Here is a 21,336-nt window from a genome sequence, read left to right as displayed (position 1 = left end):
CTCGGTTTCGAACTGACGCGAGACTCACGATTAGCCGTTGATCACCCCCCGGCAAATCAGTTATGACTACCGTAAATCCAAGCTGCGAAATTTGAATCCAGAAGGTGATGTCGACCAAGTCGGCGCCGCCCTCCGATCGGTGTGTCTGTCACCGTCCGGCCGGCGTCCCCAGATCATCATTGACCCTCATCCTCTTCCGCCTGACCTTTCATGTTCGATCACATTGGGGATCGGGCCGGGTAGCGCTCGCCTCTTCCAAGGAGAACTGCAATGGACGCTTCGATTGCTCCGGCCTCGCGGGCCGCGGCGGTGACGCCGAACGATACCGCCATTGTCGGTGCGCGCGCGCTTTATATCGGCACGGCGGGTGACGTTGCCATTGCGCCTCGCCGGGACATGGACCCGGTCATCTTCAAGAGCGTTCCGGCCGGGACGATCCTGCCGGTTCACGCCGCCGTCGTGGCGCTGACCGGGACGACGGCCTCCAACATCGTCGCGCTGTTCTAGAACCCTACAGAAGCCGCGCCTCATGGGCAGACCCATCAAGTTCACCCAGGCGATTGCTGACCGGATTTGCGAGCGCATCGCCGACAGGGAAAGCCTCCGGTCGATCTGCCGGGATGAAGGGATGCCGGCGATGTCGAGCGTGCTGTCCTGGCTCGCCGATGAGAGCAAGGCCGGTTTTCGGGCCAAATACGCCCTGGCGCGCGAGATTCAGGCGGATGGTTTTGTCGACGAGATGGTCGAGATTGCCGATGACCGCGCAGACGACTGGATCGAAAAGAAGAACGCGAGCGGCGAGACCACCGGCTGGCAGGAGAATGGCGAAGCCATCCGGCGTTCGCAGCTGCGCATCGCCACCCGTCAGTGGGTCGCCGAGAAGCTGAAGCCGAAGAAATACGGTTCCAAGGTCGAGCCCGACCAGGGCGCCGTGACCGGCGAGGTTTCGCAGTTGCTGGAAGATATCAATGGCAAGACGCGCGGACTTCCAAACGGCAATTGACCAGTTTTCCGACTGGCGCTGGCGGCTGAACAACCTCTATTGGATCACCGACAAATCGGGCAAACGCGTCAGGTTCGAGATGAACTGGACGCAGATGACCTTTTTCGAGCAGATGCATTATCTGAATGTGCTGCTGAAGGCCCGTCAGCTCGGTCTGACGACCTTCATTCAGATCTTCATGCTCGATGCCTGCGTCTTCAACCGAGATATAAGGGCAGGCACCATCGCCCATACGCTGGGCGACGTGCAGACGATCTTCCGGGATAAGATCAAATACCCCTATGACAATCTGCCTGAGGGTATCCGCAACGCCGTGCCGGTCGTCAGAGCCAACCAGACCGAACTGCTGCTTGGCAATAATTCGAGCATTCGTGTCGGAACCTCGCTGCGCTCGGGAACGCTGCAATATCTGCATATTTCCGAATATGGAAAGCTTTGCGCGAAATATCCTGAGAAGGCGAGGGAAGTCCGCACCGGCGCTTTGAATACGGTGCAGGCCGGCCAGCTGGTCTTCGTCGAAAGCACTGCGGAGGGCCAGGAAGGGCATTTCTACACGCTCTGCGAAGATGGCCAGGTCAAGCAGCGCCAGGCGGCGAAGCTGACCGAACTGGACTTCAAATTCCATTTCTTCCCCTGGTGGAAGGAACCGCAATATGCGATCGCGCCTGAAGGCGTCATCATCACCGATGCTTTCGCAAAGTATTTCCGCAATCTGGCCGATCAGGGCATCACGCTGACGAACGGGCAGAAGGCCTGGTACGTCAAGAAGGCCGAAACCCAGCTCGGCGACATGAAGCGCGAATATCCCTCGACGCCGGCAGAAGCCTTCGAAGCCAGCGTCGAGGGTGCCTATTACGCCGACCAGATGGCGGTCGCCGACGCCGAAGAGCGGATCGGGGTTTTCCCGCATGTCGAAGGTTATCCCGTCCACACCATCTCCGACATCGGCATGGACGATACCAACAGCGTCTGGCTGTTTCAGGTGCTGCCCGGCCGCGTGCGGATGATCGGTTATTTCGAGCATACCGGCACCGGCATGGACGGCATGCTCGACGAGCTGGAGCGGCGCGGGGCCGAACATGATTATGTCTATGGCGTCCACAACATGCCGCATGACATCAAGGTCAGGGAATGGACGCGCGGCGGCATGACCCGCATCGAAGTCATGCTGAGAGAGGTCAAGGCCCGCGGCCTTGGCACGGTCCGTAAGATCGAGCGCGCCTATGTCCACGACCGCATCAACGGCACCAGGCGCATTCTGGCGAAGATCGAGTTCGATCAGGCCGGCTGCATCCAGGGCGTCAAATGCCTGAGGAACTACCGCAAGGACTGGGATGAGGATCTGAGCGTCTTCCGCGACGATCCGCTGCACAATTGGGCTTCGCACGGCGCCGATGCTTTCGGCGGGCTGGCGATCATCTTCACCGGCTTGGCGCCGGAACCGCTGAAGCCCCAGGCCAAGGCGCTGCCGACCTTCCAGACGATGACATTCAACGAATTTGCCGATTCCACCCCTTGTTATAGCGAGCGTGTTTGATGGAAGACGAAACAACGGCTTTGGAGGGCGGGCAGCAATGGGACCTGGCAAAGGTCGGAGCCCGGTGGCAGCAGGAGCTCGAGCGTGCCCAGCGCTATTTCAAATCCTGGCATGACCGCTGCGTCAAGATCGAGAAGATCTATCTCGACCAGCAGTCGGACCAGACGAATGCGGCCAAGCGAAGGTTTCCGATGCTGTGGGCCAACACCTCGGTGCTGCAGCCGGCCGTCTATGCCCGGGTGCCGCAGCCCGTCGTCGAGCGCCGCTTCAAAGACGCTCAGCCGGTGGCGCGCATGGCCTCCGAGCTCGTCGAACGCAATCTCGCCTATATGGGCGACGAAGCCGACATCGATTCGATCATGCGGGCGGTGCGCGATGATTTCCTGCTCTGTGCCCGCGGCACGGTGTGGCTGCGCTACGAGGCCGATTTCGAGCCGCTCGACATGGGCGTCCAGCCTTCCGACCCGCCGGCCAATGGCAGCTTGCCCGAGAGTCTCCTCGGCGGCTTGCCCGGTGGCATGGGCGAGAATGGCGTTCCGCCGGAGGCAATCAGCGACGAGCGTGTCTGCATCGATTATGTCCACTGGTCGGATTTCCTGCATTCGCCGGCCCGTCGCTGGAAGGATGTGACATGGGTGGCGCGGCGCGTTCCGATGACCGACGAGGAGATGCAGAAGCGGTTCGGCCCGGACGCGATGACATCGCTCCAGGCGCAAGCTGCCGGCAGCAACAAGGGCAGCAACCAGACGGAGCGCGCCGAAAACGAGGGCAAGACCCATGTCTGGGAAATCTGGTGCAAGAGCGAAAACTGTACCGTCTGGATCGCCGACGGCGCGCCGGTGGCGCTCGAAGTGTCGGAGCCGCCGCTGGATCTGACACACTTCTGGCCTTGCCCGCGCCCGGCCTATGGAACGATGTCGACTAGCTCGCTGATCCCGGTTCCCGACTATGTCTATTATCAGCAGCAATGCGACGAGATCGATCTCTTGACGAAGCGCGTCAACAAGCTGACCGATCAGCTGCGCCTGAAAGTGTTCTATCCCTCCGGCGACGGTGCGATCTCGCCGGCGATCGAGAAGGCGATGCGGCCGGAAAACGATACCGTCATGGTGCCGATCCCGGAATGGGCTGCCTTCACCGACAAGGGCGGCTCGAAAGCCATAGTGACGCTGCCGATCGACGAGGTGCAGAAGGTCATCATCGCCTGCATCCAGGCCCGCAAGCAGCTGATCGAGGACGTCTACCAGATCACCGGCATCTCCGACATCGTCCGGGGCGATACCCAGGCGTCCGAGACGGCGACGGCCCAGCGCATCAAGAGCCAGTGGGGCTCGATCCGCATTCGCGACCGCCAGTCCGAGCTTGCCCGCTTCGCCCGCGATATCATCCGGCTTGCCGGCGAAATCATCTGCGACCAGTTCCAGCCGGAAACGCTGATGTTGGTGAGCGGCATCAAGCTTCCCAGCATGGCCGAGAAGCAGCAGGTCCAAATGCAGATGCAGCAGATGCAGATGGCCGCACAGCAGGCCGCAGCGCGTGCCGAGCAGATGGGTCAACGCGCACCACCGCCACCAGAGATGCCGCCGCAGCTTCAACAGATGATGCAGCAACCGACGATCGACGAGGTCGTGCAGCTCTTGCGCAATGACAGCATTCGCGGCTTCCAGATCGACATCGAAACGGATTCGACCATCGAGCCCGACGAGGACGCCGAAAAGCAGCGCCGCATGGAATTCGTGCAGATGATCGGCGGCTTCCTGCAGCAGGCCGGCGCCATGGCGCAGCAGAACCCGATGCTGGTGCCCGTGATGGTCGAGACGCTGCTCTTTGCCGCCCGCGGCTTCAGGGCCGGCCGCCAGCTGGAAAGCACGCTGGAACAGGTCGGCGCCCAGCTCTCCGAGGCCGCCACCGCGCCAAAACCACCGCCGGAGCCACCGGCCGAGCAGATGATCAAGCTGAAAACGGCTGAAGTGAAGGCGGGTGCGGAACAGCGCAAGGCCGAGCTTGGCGTTGCGCAGGCCGAGATCGAGCATCGCGCCATAGTCGAGCAGGCGCGCGGTGAGGCAGCGGCGAAGGCCTTGCAGCAGTTCCAGGCGCAGCAGCCCGCCTATCAATGATTGGGGTTGAAGCATGAGAGAACGTTATTGCCGTGTCTGCGGCGGCTGGCACCAGCTCGACGAGTGGCCGCACAACTGCATGCCGGCTGAGAATCCGGCGCAGTCCGATCTGCCGGCGCCGCATTTCGTCAGCGACAGCATCGACATCCAGTCGATGCATGACGGCAGGCATTACACCTCGAAAGCCATGCTGCGCTCCGCCTACCGGGCAGCCGGCGTGGTCGAGATCGGCAATGAAAGGCCGCAGCCGATCGAAAAGCCGAAGACGGATCGCGCCGAGATCCGCAAGGAGCTGCGGCGAGTTCACGCCGAATACAACGCCTAGAACAAACTGCTCTAACCTTTTGTTTTTACGGGCATCAATCCCCGACAAAGGAAGTTTCCGACATGGACATGGAAGACCTGAACGAGGCCGGCAACGGCAGCGAAGATTTTGGCGCGTTCGACGACAGGCCGGTCAGCATCCGCGACAGCCTGAAGGCGGCGATCGATACCGTCGAAGGCGATATTGCGGGCCAGCCGCGCGACGGGGAAAACGGCCGCTTCCTGGCCAAGGGACAGGAGCAAGCGACAGCAGCGGCGAGGGCAGGGCAGGCGCCCGCGGCAAACGCCGCTCAACAGACACCCCAGGCACAGACCCAGATGCAGACCCGGGAACAGCCGGCAGCCATCGGCGGCCGGGTTCCGCCCGGCTGGTCGGCGGAAGCCAAGGCGCAATTCGCGACCCTTCCCGGAGAAGTGCAGGCGGCCATCACCAAGCGGGAACAGGAGGTCGATAACGGCTTCCGCGTCCTGCAGGATTACAAGGGGCTCGAGGAGTTCACGCCGCTCGTCCGCCAGGCCGGCATGACCCATGCCGATGTCATGCGCCGGGCGATCGACTGGGAAAAGGCGCTGATCCACGATCCCGTCAACACCGTCGTTCACGTCGCCAGGATGGCCGGGGTCAATCTTCATGCCCTGGTCAATGGCCAGATGGACCACGTCCTGCAGCGGAGTTCGCAGCAGGCCGGACCACAGCCCGGACTACAACAAGGAGGACCGCAGCCGCGACACGTCAATGTCGAGGCGACGGTCGAACATGTTCTGCGGAAAAGGGACACCGAAACTCAAGTCGATGCCTTCCTTTCCGACCCGGCAAACGCGCACGCCGATGATGTGCTGGACGATATGATCGCCCTTATCAACGCAGGGCGGGCATCATCGCTTCAGGACGCCTACGACGCCGCATGCTGGATGCGCCCGGACATTCGCCGGCAGTTGATCAGCCAGACTGCGCAGGCGCCCGTTCACCAACAGCAAGCCCAGAGGGCAGCAGCGGCAGATCAAGCCCGCCGCGCCTCGCGATCCATCTCTGGATCTTCCGCGCCGGGCCCGACCCGCGATGCGGCAAGAGGCCAGCCCACCTCAATCCGGGACTCGCTGCGCGACGCCATGCGTTTTTCGCGCGGTCAAGTCTGATCAAAGGAATGATCAATGCCCATCTCGCCCAACCTCTCTGAAATCGTGACCACGACGCTGCGCAACCGCAGCGGCACGGTCGCCGACGACGTGACGAAGAACAACGGTCTTCTCACCCGTCTGAACAGCCGTGGCCGCAAGAAGCCCATCTCCGGCGGCCGCACCATCGTTCAGGAACTGCAGTACCAGGAAAACAGCACTTTCAAGCGCTATTCCGGCTACGATATCCTCAACGTTCAACCCTCCGACGTCATCACCGCTGCCGAATACGACCTCAAGCAGGCTGCGGTCGCCGTTTCGATGTCCGGCCTCGAACAGCTGCAGAACTCCGGCGAGGATGCAATCCTCGACCTGCTTGAGCAGCGCATCGAAAACGCCGAAACGACGCTGAAGAACAACATCGCGCTCGACTGCTATTCCGATGGCACGGCCGATGGCGGGCGTCAGATCGGCGGGTTGCAGCTGTTGATCTCGACCTCTCCGACATCAGGCACCGTCGGCGGCATTTCGCGCGCCACCTGGGGTTTCTGGCGCAACCAGAAATTCTCGGCCTCGGCCGATGGCGGTGCCGCCGCCTCGAACGCCAACATCCAGAGCTACATGAACCGGCTCTACATGTCCTGCGTTCGCGGCTCCGACGCGCCTGATCTCGTCGTCGCCGACAACAACTTCTTCCGCCTCTACTGGGAATCGCTGCAGGCGATCCAGCGCATCACCTCGGCGGACAAGGGCATGGCCGGCTTCCAGTCGCTCCAGTACATGGGCGCCGACGTGATCTTCGATGGCGGCTTCGGCGGCGGTGCGCCTCTCAACCAGATGTTCTTCCTGAACACCAAGTATCTGTTCTACCGCCCGCACCGCGACCGCGACATGGCGCCGATCGGCGATGAACGTATGAACACCAACCAGGACGCCTTCGTGCAGCTCATGGGCTTCGCCGGCAACCTCACCATGAACAACGCCTTCCTGCAGGGCGTGTTGTTCGCCTGATCGTCAACGAAAGGAAAAGCAAATGTCGGTCGCAACAATCCAGTCCGATCGTCTTGGCGCGAACCCGTTCGTCGTCGAAGGCCCGATCGTTTCCGGCTCCGGTATTCCGGGCCCGAACTTCTCCCTCGGCGCCGTCGCCGGCGGGGACCGCGAATCCGAATGGGTCTATTGCCAGCTGGTGCTGGCCTCGCAGACGACCCTTCAGCCCGGCCAGTGGTTCCAGTGGACCAGGGATTATGTCGCTTCGCTGCTGACCACGGCGGCCGCCGTCGTCGGCCAGCGCTGCGGCGTCTTCTCGGGCGCCGCCCAACCGCCGACCATCACGGGCGGCCCGGTCGGTGCCATCACGCTTGCACCCGGCACCTATTACGTCTGGCTGCAGCGCAATGGCCAGGCGCCGGCATTGGTCGCAACCGCAACAGCCGCCCTCGTCGTTGCCGAAACCACCACCACGGCAGGCCAGGCGAGCGCCCCGGCATCCGCCACGGCAACCACCAAGGCCATCGCCAACGTCAACTTCGCGGCGGCCAACCAGACGTTCACTGCAACCACGGTCAACGGCTCCAACCTGCTGACGAGCCTTTCCGGTCTGAATGCCGGTTCCGGCCCGTTCATCGGTGCGGCCGTCTCCGGTACCGGCATATCAGGCGGAACGACCATCTCGGGCATCACCTACAGCCCGAATGGCGTCGTCCAGAGCATCACGCTCTCAGCCAACGCCACCGCCAACGGCACGGGCATCACCATCACGGCGACGGGCGTGCTCGAGGCAACGCTGATGCGTCCGTTCCTGTCGAAGGTGAACTAAACCAAGCATCGACGGGCGTTTCGGCGCCCGCCAGACTTTCAACCTCTCTTTCGTCATGCGCGGCCTGCCCCTCATCCGGCTGCCGCCACCACCGGGGTCGAGCCACGGGTCTCGACCCGTCCTTCGGACCCCCGCGCGCGGGGCGAAGGAGTATGCCGAGACCTCTCTGTTCCTCTCAGACCTATCGCGGGGCACGTCCCCTCTCCCCGTCAGAACGGGGAGAGGGCTAGGGTGAGGGGCAGCCATCCGCACGACATCAAGCCGGCGCCTCGGTGCCCGTTCCCCATTTCCCCGCCATCAACAGCGAGACACACACCATGCCCGACAGCAACACCGGAATTTATGCCTCCTTCAGCCTCGAACCGGTCGAACAGACCTTTCTGACGGAGAAGGAAGGCCGGCCGATCTTCGCCGACAAGGAATTCGTCCGCATCTTCATCTCCGGCGACAAACACACCGAAGTCTATCGCGAGGTCACCGACAACGACAAACAGCGCTTTTCCGACGCCTATAAGCGCTTCAAGGAAGGCGCCGCCGCCCGCGAGCAGCTGACCGGCACGCCGCTGGCGCAATGGCCCTATCTGAAGCCCAGCCAGATCAAGGAGCTGGAGGCGGTCAACATCTACACCGTCGAGCAGCTCGCAGCACTCTCCGATAGCGTCAAGCAGAAGATCGGCATGGGGGCCAACGAACTCGTCGCTGCCGCCCGGGCCTATCTGGCCACCGCTGAAAACTCGAGTGCTGCCTCGGCCTTTGCCGCCGAAAACGAGCGGCTGAAAGACGAGGTGACGCGGCTGCAGGAGCAGATGAGGGAGATGGCCTCCCGCTTCGAGGCGCTCGAAAACGAACGTCAAGCCGGGGCCAAGTCCCGCGGCCACGTCGCCGCTTGAACCGGAGATCCCGCGCATGTCGCTCCTGACCATCATTCAGAATGTCTGCGCGGAAATCGACCTCGATCCGCCGACGGCCGTCATGTCTTCGGCGGATCCGCAGATCATGCAGCTGCGCATCCTCTCCACCCGCGCCGGCCGCGACCTGATGCGCGAACATGACTGGTCGACGCTGATGGTGCAGCGGCAATTCACAACGACGGGCGCCAACCCGGAGCCGGCCGAGCCGCCCGCTGACTGGGACCGCTTCGCCGCCAATTCGAAGATCTGGAACGCCTCGCGCCTCTGGCAGATGAATGGCCCGGTGGAGCCGCAGACCTGGCAGCGCAACAGCATCCTCAACTCCAACCCGGTGCCGCAGATCTGGCGCATGGCCGGCGGCAAGCTCGACATCCACCCGAACGCTGCCGGCGAAACGATGGCTTACGCGTATATTTCCGGCTTCTGGGTGGCGCTGAATGGCGAGGCGACCTATGCCGCCAATTGGRCTGGCGACACCGATACCGCCCGCTTCCCCGAAGACCTCCTCGAACTTTCGCTGATCTGGCGCTGGAAGCGGGCCAAGGGCCTCGACTATGGCGAGGAGATCGCCAGTTTCGAGCGATCCAAGGAAGCCGCGATCGGCGCCGATCGGGCGGCAAGCCCGGTCGACCTCTCGCTGCCGGCGAGGGGGCAGGCGCCTGAGAATTACTGGCCCGGCACGATCACGGTGTCCAACCCATGACCCGCAGACCTGTCCCTCAAAACGGGCGCACCGGCCGCGTTTCGCCAAGCAAAGACTGGATCGCACCGATCGGCGGCTGGCGAACCGATGTCGAGATGGCGGATATGCCCGCCGATGCGGCCTTTCAGCTCGACAACTTCTTTCCCGAGGCCAACCGGGTGCGCGCCCGTTATGGCTTCCTCGCCTTCGCCACCGGGCTTGGCGCCGACGTGCAGACGGTCATTCCCTATTCCGGCGTCGGCAACCGGCTCTTTGCCGCCGCCGGCGACAAGATCTTCGACGTGACGGCGGGCGGTGCCGTCGGTGCGCCCGTCGTCTCCGGCATGGCAAGCGCCCATTGGTCGGTGCAGCAATATACCAACCCGGCCGGCCAGGAGTTTCTGCGCCTCGTCAACGGCCTCGACACGCCGCTGCTCTTCAACGGCACCGCCTGGACGAACAATTTTCTGGTCGGCACGGCCACACTCGCCACCCAGAACGTTGCCATCAGGAACACGCCCTATACGCTGAGCTTCTTCGGCACCGGCTCCATCACCCTTTCCGGCGCCTTCACCGGCACGCTGAACGGCACGGGCGTCGCCAATCGAGTGACGCTCACCTTCACGCCGGCGGCCGGCACGCTTGTCGTCAACGTCTCGGGAACGGTCACCAATGCGCAGCTTGAAAAAGGTGCCGTCGCGACACCTTATGTCCCCTCGACGATGATATCAGGTATTCCGGACGCCTCGCTGTTGATTGCGGTGACGGCCTATCGCTCGCGGCTGTGGTTCATCGAGAAGAATTCGACCAATGTCTGGTATCTCGCCACCGACGCCGTCAGCGGTACGGCGACGGTGCTGCCGGTCGGCGGCAACATGAAATATGGCGGCACGCTGATTGCGATCAACGTCTGGACCATCCCGGTTTCGACGGGCCTGCAGCAGTGCCTGGTGCTGATCTCCTCGGAGGGCGAGGTGATCGTCTTCCAGGGTTCCGATCCCTCGAGTGCTTCCAATTGGGGCTTGATCGGCACCTTCAAGCTCGGCCGGCCGCTCGGCACCGATCGATGCCTGCTGTCGGTCGGCGCCGATCTGGCGATCATGACGACGGATGGCATCGTGCCGATCACCAAGGCCGTGCAGCTCGACCGGGGTGCGACCAGCCTCGGGGCGATCACCGCCAAGATCGGCCCGACCTGGCGCGAGACCGTTGCGGCGACCGGCACGACCTCTGAGGAGTGGCAGCTTTCGAGCTTTCCGGCGCGGCAGATGGCGATCGTCAACCTGCCGTCCTCCTTCGGCCCCTATCAATATGTGATGAACACCGAAACCGGGGCCTGGTGCCGCTTCGTTGGCATGCCGGCCTCCTGCTGGGCGACATGGCAGGACCGGCTGTTCTTCGGGGCGGGCGACGGCACGGTTTATGAGGCCGAGGTCGGCGCCAACGACAATGGCGTGGCGATCGACGCGCTGATGGTCGGCGCCTGGAGCCGCTATGGCGACGGCCTCTCGACCAAGCTCTCGAAGCTGATCGGGGTGACGGCGCAGATCGGGGTGTCGACGCTGATGTATGCCGGGATCTCGGTTGACTACCAGACCAAGATTCCCAATGCGCTTCTGTCGTCGATCGAGAACAACACGGCGGCAAAGTGGGGAACGGCGGTCTGGGGTGTCGCGAAATTCCCGGGCATTTCGCTTGTCCGCAAATTCGCCTCCGCCGGCGGCGCCGGTTCGGCCTTGGCGCCGACGATCCGGGCGCTGATCTCGGGCTCGTCCGGCTCCGTCTCCGAAGCGGCTGTGGTCGGCGGCTCGGTGCTTTACGAAAAGGGCGCGCCGATTTGATCGTCTCCGAACCGCGCGAGGAGATCGCGGCATGGGTCGGCAACAGGATCGGCGTGAGCTTCCACCCGCCTTACACCACGCTCGCCCATATCGACCGCGGCCGGATCATCGCCGGCTTCGTCTTCAACGTCTGGACCGAGCATGACGTCGAGGTCTCGCTGGCCGCCGACCGGCTGACGTTGACGCTGATGCGATCGGTCTTCCGCTATGTCGTGCATCAGCTCGGCTGCCGCCGCGCAACCGCAAGAACCCGCGCCGACAATGCCGAATCCCAGAAGGTTCTGGCAAGACTCGGCGCCCGCCTGGAGGGCCGCCAGCAGGCCTATTTCGGCGACTGCGACGCGCTGCTTTACGCAATCATGAAAGAGGATTTTCCCTATGGTCTCCACGCCGAAGGCCCCAAAGGCGCCTGATCCGACACAGACCGCAGCGGCGCAGACGGCCACCAACGTCGACACCGCCATCGCCAATGCGGGGCTCAGCCACACCAATCAGTACACGCCGGATGGTTCGCTGGAATACAAGGTCAGCGGCTACCAGACGATGACCGACCAGAACGGCAAGACCTATCGGCTGCCGACCTATTCGGCCTATCAGACCTATTCGCCCGAGAACCAGGCGATCTACGACCAGACGCAGCAGACGCAACTCGGCCTTGCCAAGCTCGCCAACGACCAGACCGGCAAGATTTCGGGCGTGCTGGGCACCAATGTCGATCTCAGCGCCGGCAATGTCGACAAATATGTCAACGATCACTGGCAGTCCGGCTTCAACAACCAGTGGGATCGCGATCAGGCAAGCCTCGACCAGAGCCTTGCCGACAAGGGCATCTCGATGGGTTCGGCCGCCTATGACAATGCGCTGCGCGATTTTTCGACGCGCAAGCAGGCCGCATCCGACCAGTATCTCGGCGACATGTATTCGAATGCCCAGAACTCGATCCTGACCGAACGAAACCAGCCGCTGAACGAGATTTCGGCGCTGATGTCGGGCTCGCAGGTCCACCAGCCGAGCTATGTCAACACGCCGACGACGCAGCTGCCGACCGTCGATCAGGCTGGGCTGATCAACGAAAATTTCAACCAGAAGATGGGCCTCTACAATCAGCAGCTTGCCCAGTCGAACGCCGCCATGGGCGGCCTGTTCGGTCTCGGCGGCTCGCTGCTCGGCGGCTGGGCGAAATCCGACCGTCGGCTGAAGGAAGACATCAAACGCGTCGGCACGCTGGACAACGGCCTGCCGGTCTACGCCTTCAAATACAAGGACGGTGGCCCGATGCAGATCGGCCTGATGTCCGACGATGTGCGCACGATGCATCCGGACGCGGTGTTCGAACACGCAGACGGTTTCGACCGCGTCGATTACGGAAGGGCGGTGGGCTGATGGCATATATCTTCGGCGGCGATACAGGCAAGACACAGGGTGACCTCAGCGACCAGCGCAAGCGGCTGGCTTACGCCATGCTGCAGCAAGGCATGGACATGAGCCCGGTGCAATCTCCGTGGCAGGGCGCGGCGCGGCTGGCGCAGGCGCTGATGGGCGGGCTGGAGATCAGGCAGCAGGATGAGGAGCAGCGGGCAGCCGAGGCCTCCGCAGCGCCAACGGGCATGCCTTCAACTCCGCCGGCGAAGTTTCCCGGCTTCCTGCCGTCGATCTTCGGCGGCAAGCGCAGTGTTCCCTGACAACTCATGAGCCTTCGTTGCCGTCTTGGGGCGCCAGCATCCCACTCGCGGTTCAGCAGCCATCTTCAACCCCAAATCCGATGAGCGGACCGAGGCTAGCCGCTTCTGAAGGCCATTGCCAACGCGAATGTCCCACTGCGGCAGCGCGCGATGGCGATGCAATTCTGCAAGCGCTGAAGAAGCCGGCGGTCCGCTCCGACCCGTCCTAAAACTGAGGCAGATCTCCAAGCTGCTGTTCGGAAGCCATGTCGATCCCAACCACCATCCACAGGAGTCGTAATGTCAGACTTTAATAGAACACCGGTTGCACCGCCGAGAAGAGTTGCCGAGCTTAGAAATGACCCTTACGCGGGGCAATCGGGCGATCTGTCGGTTAACAATGCCATACGCGCCATCGGCCGCGGCACGGTCGTCGGTTCCTACCTCGACGAAATGGACGCTGGGACAGCTGCATTTCTGGCGCCCGCTTTCGACCCATTGCTGCCCGATTTTTTGTTTCCGCCGCTGCCGGGCCGAACGTTTGGAGAGCGCTATGACAACGCACTCGCTATTCAGCGCGGGATGGATCAGGCCTTCGACGACCAGCATCCGTATATCTCCAAAACTCTGCAAGGTCTCGGAGAGGTGGCCTCGGACGCAGCTTTTAAGTTGCCGTCAGGAAGGATGGGCGACATCGCGCTCGCTGCTGCTCAAGGTTTCGGCGACGGGGAAGGTGGTTTCAGCAACCGAGCCGAGCAGGCCTTTGACGGCGCTGCCGAAGAGGCTTTGAAAGGATTCGGTATGGATGCTTTAAAAAGACGCCRTATGATGCCGGCGGAAGGCGGTACCGGAGGTGGTCGTAAAGCCGGCGCGAAGGCTGCTCTTACGCGGGCGCTTCTTAGAGCTGGCGGTCGAAACGGCGGTGGTGGTGGCTGGTAACAGATATCGCGGCTAAACCTTCCTCGATATTGCCTGTTGGTTTGACGTTGTAAACCTCATCGCGATGGCGCCGATATCAAGAAAAGCAAAGGCAGCAATCAAAGGTATATTTTTGACGCCGAAAATCTTCGTCAAGGAGCTCTTCCAGCCGAAACGCGCCTGCACAGCTCCTTGGAGGGAGTAAATCCAGATCAATGGAGCGGGAAGATTGCGTTGAGATTCAACGGCCAACCCCACTCTGCGCAGGAGTTCAGCCAATCGCTCAAAACTGTAAAGGTTCAAGTGGCGCGGGAAATAATACCCGCCCCACGCACCGCCCGCGAAGAGCCGCCTGTCCCAGCCGTCAGTATTAGGCGTTTCGATCAACAGCCGGCCATCGTTCGCCAAGGCACGGACGAGGCGTCGCAAGCTCTCCTCCGGCTCCCATAGATGCTCTATAAGCTGGAGCATGATGATGAAATCAAAGGGTTGTGCCGGCAGTTCCGCAGCCTCAAGCGGCGCTTCGATTAGACCTATTCCCTGGCTTTCCAGGCTGTTGCGCGTTTCAGCCGGGAAATGCCAATCCAGACCGAAAAGTTCAAGATCGGGACGCGCTTGACGAAGTGCGATCAAAAGTTCGCCGTTGCCGCATCCCACATCGAGCACCCTTCCCCCCGAAGGAAGATGCGCGACGACACCCTTCAAGCGCTTTCGATTGACGATGGTCTTTATTCGACCAAGAAGATTTGCACGGCCCTGAAATCTGTTCGAGAAGGTGCCGTAGTTGGCCGGATACATCAAAGACAGCTGGCTGATGTCGGGCCTCGGATTGAGATAGAAATGACCGCAACCATCGCATCGAACGTATCTGAAGTTGTCTTCGGTGCCGTGATATATGTAGTCCTGCCCGGTAGCAACAATAGTGGAGGCCTGACTGCCACAACTGGAGCATGCCGTCGACATTGATCTTATCTGAGCTGTCACTTGAATCTTCGTTTTTCCGCGTGCAACGCCTTAGAGAGCCAATGCATCTTGAACCGAATCCGAGAAATCATCGTTCTTACGATTTCTCGAGAGTCGGATGAATTTTGCAAAACCGCTGCGCTGCAGGCACCCCGGAAAATGCTCATAGAACCCCCGTTCGAAGAGGTGCCTATGAAGTTTTGCAAGATTGTGCTGCGGAATGGCGGGGAATAGGTGATGTTCGATGTGATAGTTGAAATTTGCTTGGTACATAAGCCATTTTTCAAACCAATTGGGCGCCGTCGTCCGAGCCAGCGGCATCATGGCCTGTTCCCGTCCGTCCTTATAAACTGGATAGTCCTCTGGCTGATGCTCCGCAATGGTGCGCACGATATTCAGGGCGATCGCTACCGCCGCGATGGGATAGCCCCATAGCAGAATGTAAAGATACCAGCGGCCTGTCACAATGCAGAGCGCAAACAGCAAGCCGTTGAAGACGATAGTTACCATCGGCGCCAACCAGGAAGGCGACAGCGAGTTCCCCGATGCCTGCTTTCGGGCCGAACCACCATATTTGTCTGCCGCCAGCCACACTCCCATGCCCCCGCTCAACGCCTTGACCATGACCCAGGCGAGCGCCCGAAAGCCCTTGATCGGCTCGCGATAGGGATAGCCATCCGCATCCTTCTCTGTACCCAGATGTGCATGGTGGCTCATGTGGCGGAATCGATACGCGGCGACCGACATCCCGACAGGTGCAGCAAAGAACATGTCGCACCAGATATCGTTTTTACGGCGGTCGGAGTAGAGATGGAAATGCGATGCCTCGTGAACCCAGAGCAACATGCCCTGCGTTACTGCGCAGTTGATCAGGAATGGCAGCCATAGGAGCCACCAAGGGCCGAGGAGTGCGATCGACCAGGAGGCAACTATCTGAAGCCAGATCATCGCGGTCGCCACGATGATCGCGCGCGGTTGAGGCTGTTTCAACGATTCAAGGAAACTCGGGTCGACAAGCTTTCTTGCTACCTTCATGCATTCATTGAACTGCGCATCCATTCAGTGACCAATTCTCAGATATTGAAGATTTAACCGCATCTGCAAGCGCCAGCCCAAAGGCCGATATCGAAACTGCTTAGTCTTACGATGAAACGGCGCGACAAAGAGCTTCTCCACGACCCTCGTCGGCTGTATCGCTTGCTTGCGGTGTCCGGCGCCGGATTAATACACCACAATTGAGATGGCAACCAAGTAGAAACGGGTTAGCGCGTTGCGTATCGCCTGTCTCCTGCCGAGAGGAAAAATCCTCCACTAAAAGCCACGGCCACCCTAAGGAAAGGACGCACGGCAGCAAGTGGCAGCTGAGGCATGTTACCTAGAATCCTTTTGACTCTTATCGAAAGCCATCACGTTCATACCACCACCATCAGCTATCATCGCGCGTACTTTGCTGGCGTCTTCCGGCAGTTTTCTACCCGATGCCACGTCTCCAATTTGGTAGCCACCGTCCCAGAGAAGCTTCAGCAACCGATCGAAGTCTCCGGGATTCTCGGCATAAACATACGGCGCTAATTCAAGCATTATGCGCGGCTTGGATCTTTCAAGAGTTGCCGTCGCCCCGAGCAGAACCTCAAGCTCATTGCCATCAACGTCAAGTTTTATGAAATCAACTTTGTCGACCCCAAGACCCCGCAGAGTTTCGTCCAGGGTACCGAGCCGCGCGCCCTGCGTCGACATGAGACGACCGTGATGTTCGCTATGCAGATCGTCTGCGACTTCAAGCGGCCAGCTCGAATAGACCGCGTCTGGCATTGTTTCGGACGCACTTGCCATCAGCATCATCTGGTGAGGGTCAATTCGTTGGGCGAGCGTCGGGTTGAGCGAGATATTCGTCTTCTGTTTCGAAAATGCGTGAGCCGTGGGCTCGAAGGAGATCACCTTGCCCTTTCCGCCCACCAACTGAGCCAAAGGCAAGGTGTGAGAACCGACATTGGCGCCGATATCGAGGACTATATCTCCGTCCCTTATCAGCTCTCTATATCTGTCGAGCGTTCGCACCTCGAACCCACCCAGGAGGTAGATCGCGAAATCGACGCCGTCCCTCAAGTCCAGCGACCAGCTTATCCCGCGACGCTGCGCTACGATCGTTGCAGGCAAGCCAACGCAACCGCGGACGAACAAGACGGCCCTGGATAGGTAACGAGCGATCAGGATTTTGTTGCTGGTGGATAACATCGTCCGCACGCTGCCTTTAATTGATATCTTGTTTAGCGGAAGCTCTTCTTGCAACGACTAGGTTGCAGTAGTGGCCCGCGTTGGTTGGATCGAGGCTTTCGTAGCTGAAAGCTGTGCCTGGTGGATCCGCAATATTGTGGAATTCGAAATTCAGCATCTCCAAGAATTGGGTCAGCTCGGACGGATTCACAAACGCCTTCGACAAACCGTAAGGCCAGAATTCCATGAATATCCTGATATCGCGATTTTCCCGCAGAACCCGCTCCGCACCCTGCAGAACGCTCAGCTCATAACCCTGAACATCGATCTTGATAAAATCGACCCGCTGTCCCGGCGAAAAATAATCATCCAGCTTCACCAACGGGACGTCGATGCTCGCTCGCCCGTCGCCGCTATCGAACGTTCGGTGATCAACGTTCAGCTCGTTCGAAACATACAGCTTTATGGTGCCGCTGCCAGCTCCTACCGCCGCGTGCCGCAGCGATACATTCGACATGCCGTTTACCGTCGCTTCAAGCTTCTCGAAGTTCGCCGGTGCGGGCTCGAAGGCATGCACATGGCCGGTTGCTCCGGTCAGTGAGGAGAACATGCGGGTGTATATTCCGATGTTTGCACCGATATCCGCGACGATCATGCCCGGTGAAATCATGTTGCGCATGAGCGTGCGCTCACGTCGTTCCGAGACCGCCTTCCACAGGGAGTAGAGCGGGTAGTAAATGGGATAGCAATGTCGGTAGAGCCAATCGGCGAGGCGAAGCAAAACCATCTTCACGCCTCGCCTTTTGAAACGAGGCAGACAGTGAAGAACGAGGCGAATACCTTGGGCAGCGTTCTGCTCATTACCTTATCGATCTTGAAATACGGCTTATAAGCCCAACCGGGCACAGGAAATTTCTTCGATATTCCGCCAGTCGCCATATAGGAGAGCGAAGTAAAATAGCTGATTCTAGTCTCATCCAGGCTATAACAATCCGTAAGCTCGGCGAGCCAGTCCGGCCGCTGAAAGAAAATCATATGCGGCATAGCCTGATTTGAGGTCGAAAGCGGCCCCTGTACGGTATCCAGAACCGGACGATGGATGCTGAGATCCACCGGCTCATGATGAAGAAGTTTATACATCGGGTAGGACAGCCAAGATAAATAAGGTTCTGTTGCATAAACCCTGCCGCCCTTTGCGAGCTTGCGCGTCGCGCCGCGCAGGAACGCGAGGGGATCCTTCAGGTGATGCAGAACATTGGTCATGGTAATCACATCGACGCTATGGTCCGCGATATCAGGCAGCATCCCGATCTCGTGGCAATCGAAGACAATATCCAGATAATCTAGCTTCAGAACATCGGAAGTGATGACATTCGGCAGGAAGCGCTTGAGAGGCGATGTTCCGCTTCCGATTTCCAGCACGGTCTTCGTGGCGATATCCGGCTCCTGCCGAAACATCTCCTTGTAGAGCTCACCATACCAGTGCATCAGGTTTGGATTTGCGCTCAGCCGCTCGCGATTTGCCAGCGTCTGGGCAAGGTCGGAATCATAAAGAGCGCTTTCGGTTTCCATCCTCAGAGAAACTTTATTCGTCTGGCGGCAAAAACCAGCATGGCCAACAGAATGGCACCGTGGCGCCAACGCGAGATGTTTGTCTCACCATAGACTCGCTCGCGATAACCGATCGGAACCTCGACGATCTTAAGGCCCATCCGCGCTGCACCGAAGATCAAGTCGAAATCGCCGAAAGGATCGAAATCACCGAAGTAGGATCTGTTCGCCTGAAGCTTCAGATAGTTGGAGCGGCTGATTACCTTGGTCCCGCATAGGGTATCTTTGTACCTCTGGCCGAGAACGAAGGAGAAAGCCAATGCGAAAAACTTGTTGCCCAGAAGGTTGAAGAAGCGCATCGCCTCCTTTTCCATGGGATAGACCAAGCGAGTGCCGTTAATGAACTCACCTTTCCCGTCCTTGATCGCATTGTAGAATTTGGGCAAATCCTCGGGCGGAACGGTCATGTCCGCGTCAAGAATCATCAGGACATCCTTTGTGGCGATGGAGAAACCCTTCCTGACGGCGTCGCCTTTTCCCTTGCCGTCCTGCTGGGCAATCAGGATGGACCGCTCGCTCCCATAACGCTGCTGCACCTCTTGGATCGCGTTCCAAGTCGTGTCCGTAGAATTGCCTTCGATAAAAATGAGTTCGTCATCCGGCCCCATATCCGGGAGCCGCTTGACGATATCCTCGATATTGCYGGCCTCGTTTCGCGCTGGAACGACGATCGACACCGAAGGTTCGGCCTTCGGAGCGGCGTAGCCAATCGGCCTAGCAATCGCAATATTGAGAAGGCAGAGAGTTCGAAGGAGCGGAAGAGGAGCAAGGCAGCGATTAACGAAGCCGCTGATAAGTGGGATATAGAACGGGATCAGGATCTTCTGGTCCAGTCGTATCAATTCGAAGTCTTCAAGCGTCAGAAGATTCTGGACGTCTTCATGGGCAAGCCAGTTTGATTCAGGAACCCGCCGGCGCAGACCGAACTTGGATGCGAGAGTCGCAAGCGGCCGCCACATACTACTGTAATAGGTAAGAACAAGGCGTGTCTCAGGCGAACACAATGCACGGGCCTGAGCGAACATGCTCTGTATGTCTCGTTCGTAATGGATGAGGCCACTGATGACCAGGTAATCAGGTTTGGTGTCAGTGACGTCTTCGATCTTGACGACCTTGTGCTCGTCAAACTCATTCATAGGTTCTGCAGCTTGCGTTATCGAGCGAAAAGTTACCTTGCCCTGAGGAAATCTGCCAATCAGCAGCGGCGTCGTCGGATCGATCTCGACCACGGAATTCTGGCCCAAGACAAAGAGGCCAATGTACCTTCTCAATTGAGAATAGAAATAGTCCCTCATAAGTTACCTCGGCGCCAAGCGGTTCAAGCGCCAATGTCCCAGAATGAGGGCTGCAGGCACGACGTACACCACAAAAAAGAGAAAATGAACGGCCGTCGCCAGGAGCAACCCCTCCGAGGGCGAACGCCCTAGTAGTACGAATGCCGAAACGACGGATGCATGAAAGGTACCGACTCCGGATGGCGCAGCTGGGATCATCAGGCCCAACCCGCCGACAAACAACACGAACAACGATTCTTGATAACTCAGCGCGACGCCGACAAATCGGGCAACGAAGATATACGCAAGGGCGTATACCGAAAGCCACAAAACTAGCGTGAGAACGGCCGGAACGATGGTCACGGAAAGAGATAAGCTTTGTGCGCAACTTCGAATGAAATAGATAATGTGACGGTCAAAGAAATCCCGCAGTCGCAGGAGACCGAAGACTGGCCGCAATATCGGGACAAGCCGATCGCCGAAATACCTTACCAGCACTGCCGATAGAAATATCCCAACTATTGCACCAAGCATGATGACCAGAAGAACATTTCGGTATTCGGAATTCAATGTATGGCTCAGTAAAACCAAAGAAAATATGCCGACAGAAATGATCGTCACCAAGTCAACCATCTTTTCGATCAGAAGCCTACCGAGTGCGTCTGCGTAGGGGACAGTCGCGACAACTCGGCTGTAATGTACACGCAAAAGGTCTCCACCTCTCGCAGGAAGGAACATGTTGGCGCCCAGACCGAGTAGGGAGGCCATGAGGGACGTTCCGTAACCGATCTTACCATCCAGCAGCAGGCGCCATCGCACCGCATAACCTACAGCGATACCGAAGGTAACAAGCAGAAACCACAGGAGCGATGTGACGGATATTCCGCTACGAAAAATGCGGATGGCTTCCTCCCAATCCACCGCCCTTAGCAGGAATATCAGGAGGACAATGCTTATTGCCGAGGCTATAAGCATCTGCAGCCGTTGATACGCGGGAGCCGCCGCCGCTGCTTTGCTCCATGATTTGTGCAACCTCTCACGCATCCGCCAGTGCGAACTGGGTAGAGCGTTTTTGACGAGACGTTTGAGCATAAAGGGCCTGCGTTTCAATTGGCGGCAAGTGCGAGTCAAGGATGAAACGACCCCCTACAACACAAACCGGCTGCCCGCTACCAATAGTTTTATTGCGGCGCAGCATCAATTTACGGTACCCACAGGTCTCCTATTTCCAGGTCGCACACAGGCGTGTTTATTCCGGCGTGGCCAACTGCGCCGAACCATCGCCCGGCAGCGAATTGGTGCTTTCGTTGCCTTGAGTGGCGTTCTGCGAAAGTGGAGCTTAAGC

At 59.6% G+C, this 21,336-nt stretch carries 22 protein-coding genes; 15 read left to right on the top strand and 7 right to left on the bottom strand.

The window, feature by feature from the left end:
* Positions 1-270: 270 nt before the first annotated feature.
* The 15 genes from AC1ECN_RS17865 to AC1ECN_RS17795 all read left to right on the top strand — a co-directional run bounded on the left by AC1ECN_RS17865 (position 271) and on the right by AC1ECN_RS17795 (position 13,950).
* The gene (locus AC1ECN_RS17865; protein WP_130672188.1) at positions 271-507 is read left to right on the top strand and encodes a spike base protein, RCAP_Rcc01079 family; all 237 of its coding nucleotides are present in this window, start codon (positions 271-273) and stop codon (positions 505-507) included.
* Positions 508-529: 22 nt separating this feature from the next.
* Positions 530-1,003, top strand: a complete 474-nt coding sequence (locus AC1ECN_RS17860) for a terminase small subunit-like protein (RefSeq protein WP_130672189.1) — start codon at positions 530-532, stop codon at positions 1,001-1,003.
* Positions 969-2,540, top strand: a complete 1,572-nt coding sequence (locus tag AC1ECN_RS17855; protein WP_130680860.1) for a terminase — start codon at positions 969-971, stop codon at positions 2,538-2,540. The genes AC1ECN_RS17860 and AC1ECN_RS17855 overlap by 35 nt, the downstream gene beginning before the upstream one ends.
* Positions 2,540-4,657: a hypothetical protein gene (locus AC1ECN_RS17850; RefSeq protein WP_130672190.1), complete on the top strand. Its 2,118-nt coding sequence runs from the start codon at positions 2,540-2,542 to the stop codon at positions 4,655-4,657. The genes AC1ECN_RS17855 and AC1ECN_RS17850 overlap by 1 nt, the downstream gene beginning before the upstream one ends.
* Before the next feature lie 13 nt (positions 4,658-4,670).
* Complete coding sequence (locus AC1ECN_RS17845; RefSeq protein WP_130672191.1) at positions 4,671-4,982, top strand: hypothetical protein; 312 nt, start codon at positions 4,671-4,673, stop codon at positions 4,980-4,982.
* Between the two features lie 62 nt (positions 4,983-5,044).
* Positions 5,045-6,118: a hypothetical protein gene (locus tag AC1ECN_RS17840; protein WP_130672192.1), complete on the top strand. Its 1,074-nt coding sequence runs from the start codon at positions 5,045-5,047 to the stop codon at positions 6,116-6,118.
* 15 nt (positions 6,119-6,133) lie between these two features.
* Positions 6,134-7,108 (top strand): phage major capsid protein, encoded by a 975-nt coding sequence (locus AC1ECN_RS17835; protein ID WP_017990701.1) that lies wholly within the window; start codon positions 6,134-6,136, stop codon positions 7,106-7,108.
* A gap of 22 nt (positions 7,109-7,130) precedes the next feature.
* On the top strand, positions 7,131-7,916 hold the full coding sequence (locus AC1ECN_RS17830; protein ID WP_130672193.1) for a hypothetical protein: 786 nt from the start codon (positions 7,131-7,133) through the stop codon (positions 7,914-7,916).
* A gap of 317 nt (positions 7,917-8,233) precedes the next feature.
* On the top strand, positions 8,234-8,806 hold the full coding sequence (locus AC1ECN_RS17825; RefSeq protein WP_130672194.1) for a hypothetical protein: 573 nt from the start codon (positions 8,234-8,236) through the stop codon (positions 8,804-8,806).
* A 16-nt stretch (positions 8,807-8,822) separates the two neighbouring features.
* Positions 8,823-9,530 carry a phage adaptor protein gene (locus AC1ECN_RS17820; protein ID WP_477953695.1) on the top strand — a complete coding sequence of 236 codons (708 nt, stop codon included), beginning with the start codon at positions 8,823-8,825 and terminating at the stop codon, positions 9,528-9,530.
* Positions 9,527-11,350 carry a hypothetical protein gene (locus AC1ECN_RS17815; protein ID WP_130672196.1) on the top strand — a complete coding sequence of 608 codons (1,824 nt, stop codon included), beginning with the start codon at positions 9,527-9,529 and terminating at the stop codon, positions 11,348-11,350. Before AC1ECN_RS17820 ends, AC1ECN_RS17815 begins: the two co-directional genes overlap by 4 nt.
* The gene (locus AC1ECN_RS17810) at positions 11,347-11,763 is read left to right on the top strand and encodes a GNAT family N-acetyltransferase (RefSeq protein ID WP_113546232.1); all 417 of its coding nucleotides are present in this window, start codon (positions 11,347-11,349) and stop codon (positions 11,761-11,763) included. The genes AC1ECN_RS17815 and AC1ECN_RS17810 overlap by 4 nt, the downstream gene beginning before the upstream one ends.
* Entirely contained in the window at positions 11,729-12,733 is a 1,005-nt protein-coding gene (locus AC1ECN_RS17805; protein WP_130672197.1) for a tail fiber domain-containing protein, read from the top strand. The genes AC1ECN_RS17810 and AC1ECN_RS17805 overlap by 35 nt, the downstream gene beginning before the upstream one ends.
* Positions 12,733-13,032 carry a hypothetical protein gene (locus tag AC1ECN_RS17800; RefSeq protein ID WP_197727390.1) on the top strand — a complete coding sequence of 100 codons (300 nt, stop codon included), beginning with the start codon at positions 12,733-12,735 and terminating at the stop codon, positions 13,030-13,032. The genes AC1ECN_RS17805 and AC1ECN_RS17800 overlap by 1 nt, the downstream gene beginning before the upstream one ends.
* A 279-nt stretch (positions 13,033-13,311) precedes the next feature.
* Complete coding sequence (locus tag AC1ECN_RS17795) at positions 13,312-13,950, top strand: hypothetical protein (RefSeq protein WP_477953692.1); 639 nt, start codon at positions 13,312-13,314, stop codon at positions 13,948-13,950.
* Between the two features lie 12 nt (positions 13,951-13,962).
* Here AC1ECN_RS17795 and AC1ECN_RS17790 read toward each other — a convergent pair whose 3' ends face one another.
* From AC1ECN_RS17790 to AC1ECN_RS17760, 7 genes are all read right to left on the bottom strand, one after another.
* A complete protein-coding gene (locus AC1ECN_RS17790) occupies positions 13,963-14,892 on the bottom strand; it encodes a class I SAM-dependent methyltransferase (protein ID WP_130672200.1) in 930 nt (309 codons plus the stop codon).
* A 51-nt stretch (positions 14,893-14,943) separates the two neighbouring features.
* On the bottom strand, positions 14,944-15,951 hold the full coding sequence (locus AC1ECN_RS17785; RefSeq protein WP_130725826.1) for a fatty acid desaturase family protein: 1,008 nt from the start codon (positions 15,949-15,951) through the stop codon (positions 14,944-14,946).
* Between the two features lie 312 nt (positions 15,952-16,263).
* Positions 16,264-17,127: an FkbM family methyltransferase gene (locus AC1ECN_RS17780; RefSeq protein ID WP_130672202.1), complete on the bottom strand. Its 864-nt coding sequence runs from the start codon at positions 17,125-17,127 to the stop codon at positions 16,264-16,266.
* A 16-nt stretch (positions 17,128-17,143) separates the two neighbouring features.
* Positions 17,144-17,893, bottom strand: a complete 750-nt coding sequence (locus AC1ECN_RS17775; protein WP_204333912.1) for an FkbM family methyltransferase — start codon at positions 17,891-17,893, stop codon at positions 17,144-17,146.
* A 2-nt stretch (positions 17,894-17,895) separates the two neighbouring features.
* Entirely contained in the window at positions 17,896-18,678 is a 783-nt protein-coding gene (locus AC1ECN_RS17770; RefSeq protein WP_128440272.1) for a class I SAM-dependent methyltransferase, read from the bottom strand.
* 2 nt (positions 18,679-18,680) lie between these two features.
* Positions 18,681-20,012 (bottom strand): glycosyltransferase family 2 protein, encoded by a 1,332-nt coding sequence (locus AC1ECN_RS17765; protein WP_477953689.1) that lies wholly within the window; start codon positions 20,010-20,012, stop codon positions 18,681-18,683.
* Between the two features lie 3 nt (positions 20,013-20,015).
* Positions 20,016-21,083: a lysylphosphatidylglycerol synthase transmembrane domain-containing protein gene (locus AC1ECN_RS17760; protein WP_245484715.1), complete on the bottom strand. Its 1,068-nt coding sequence runs from the start codon at positions 21,081-21,083 to the stop codon at positions 20,016-20,018.
* Positions 21,084-21,336: the final 253 nt, after the last annotated feature.

Source organism: Rhizobium sp. 01N447_2, from assembly GCF_056399245.1.
Note: the sequence above shows the minus strand (reverse complement) of the source record. Positions and strands in the feature narration are given on the sequence as shown.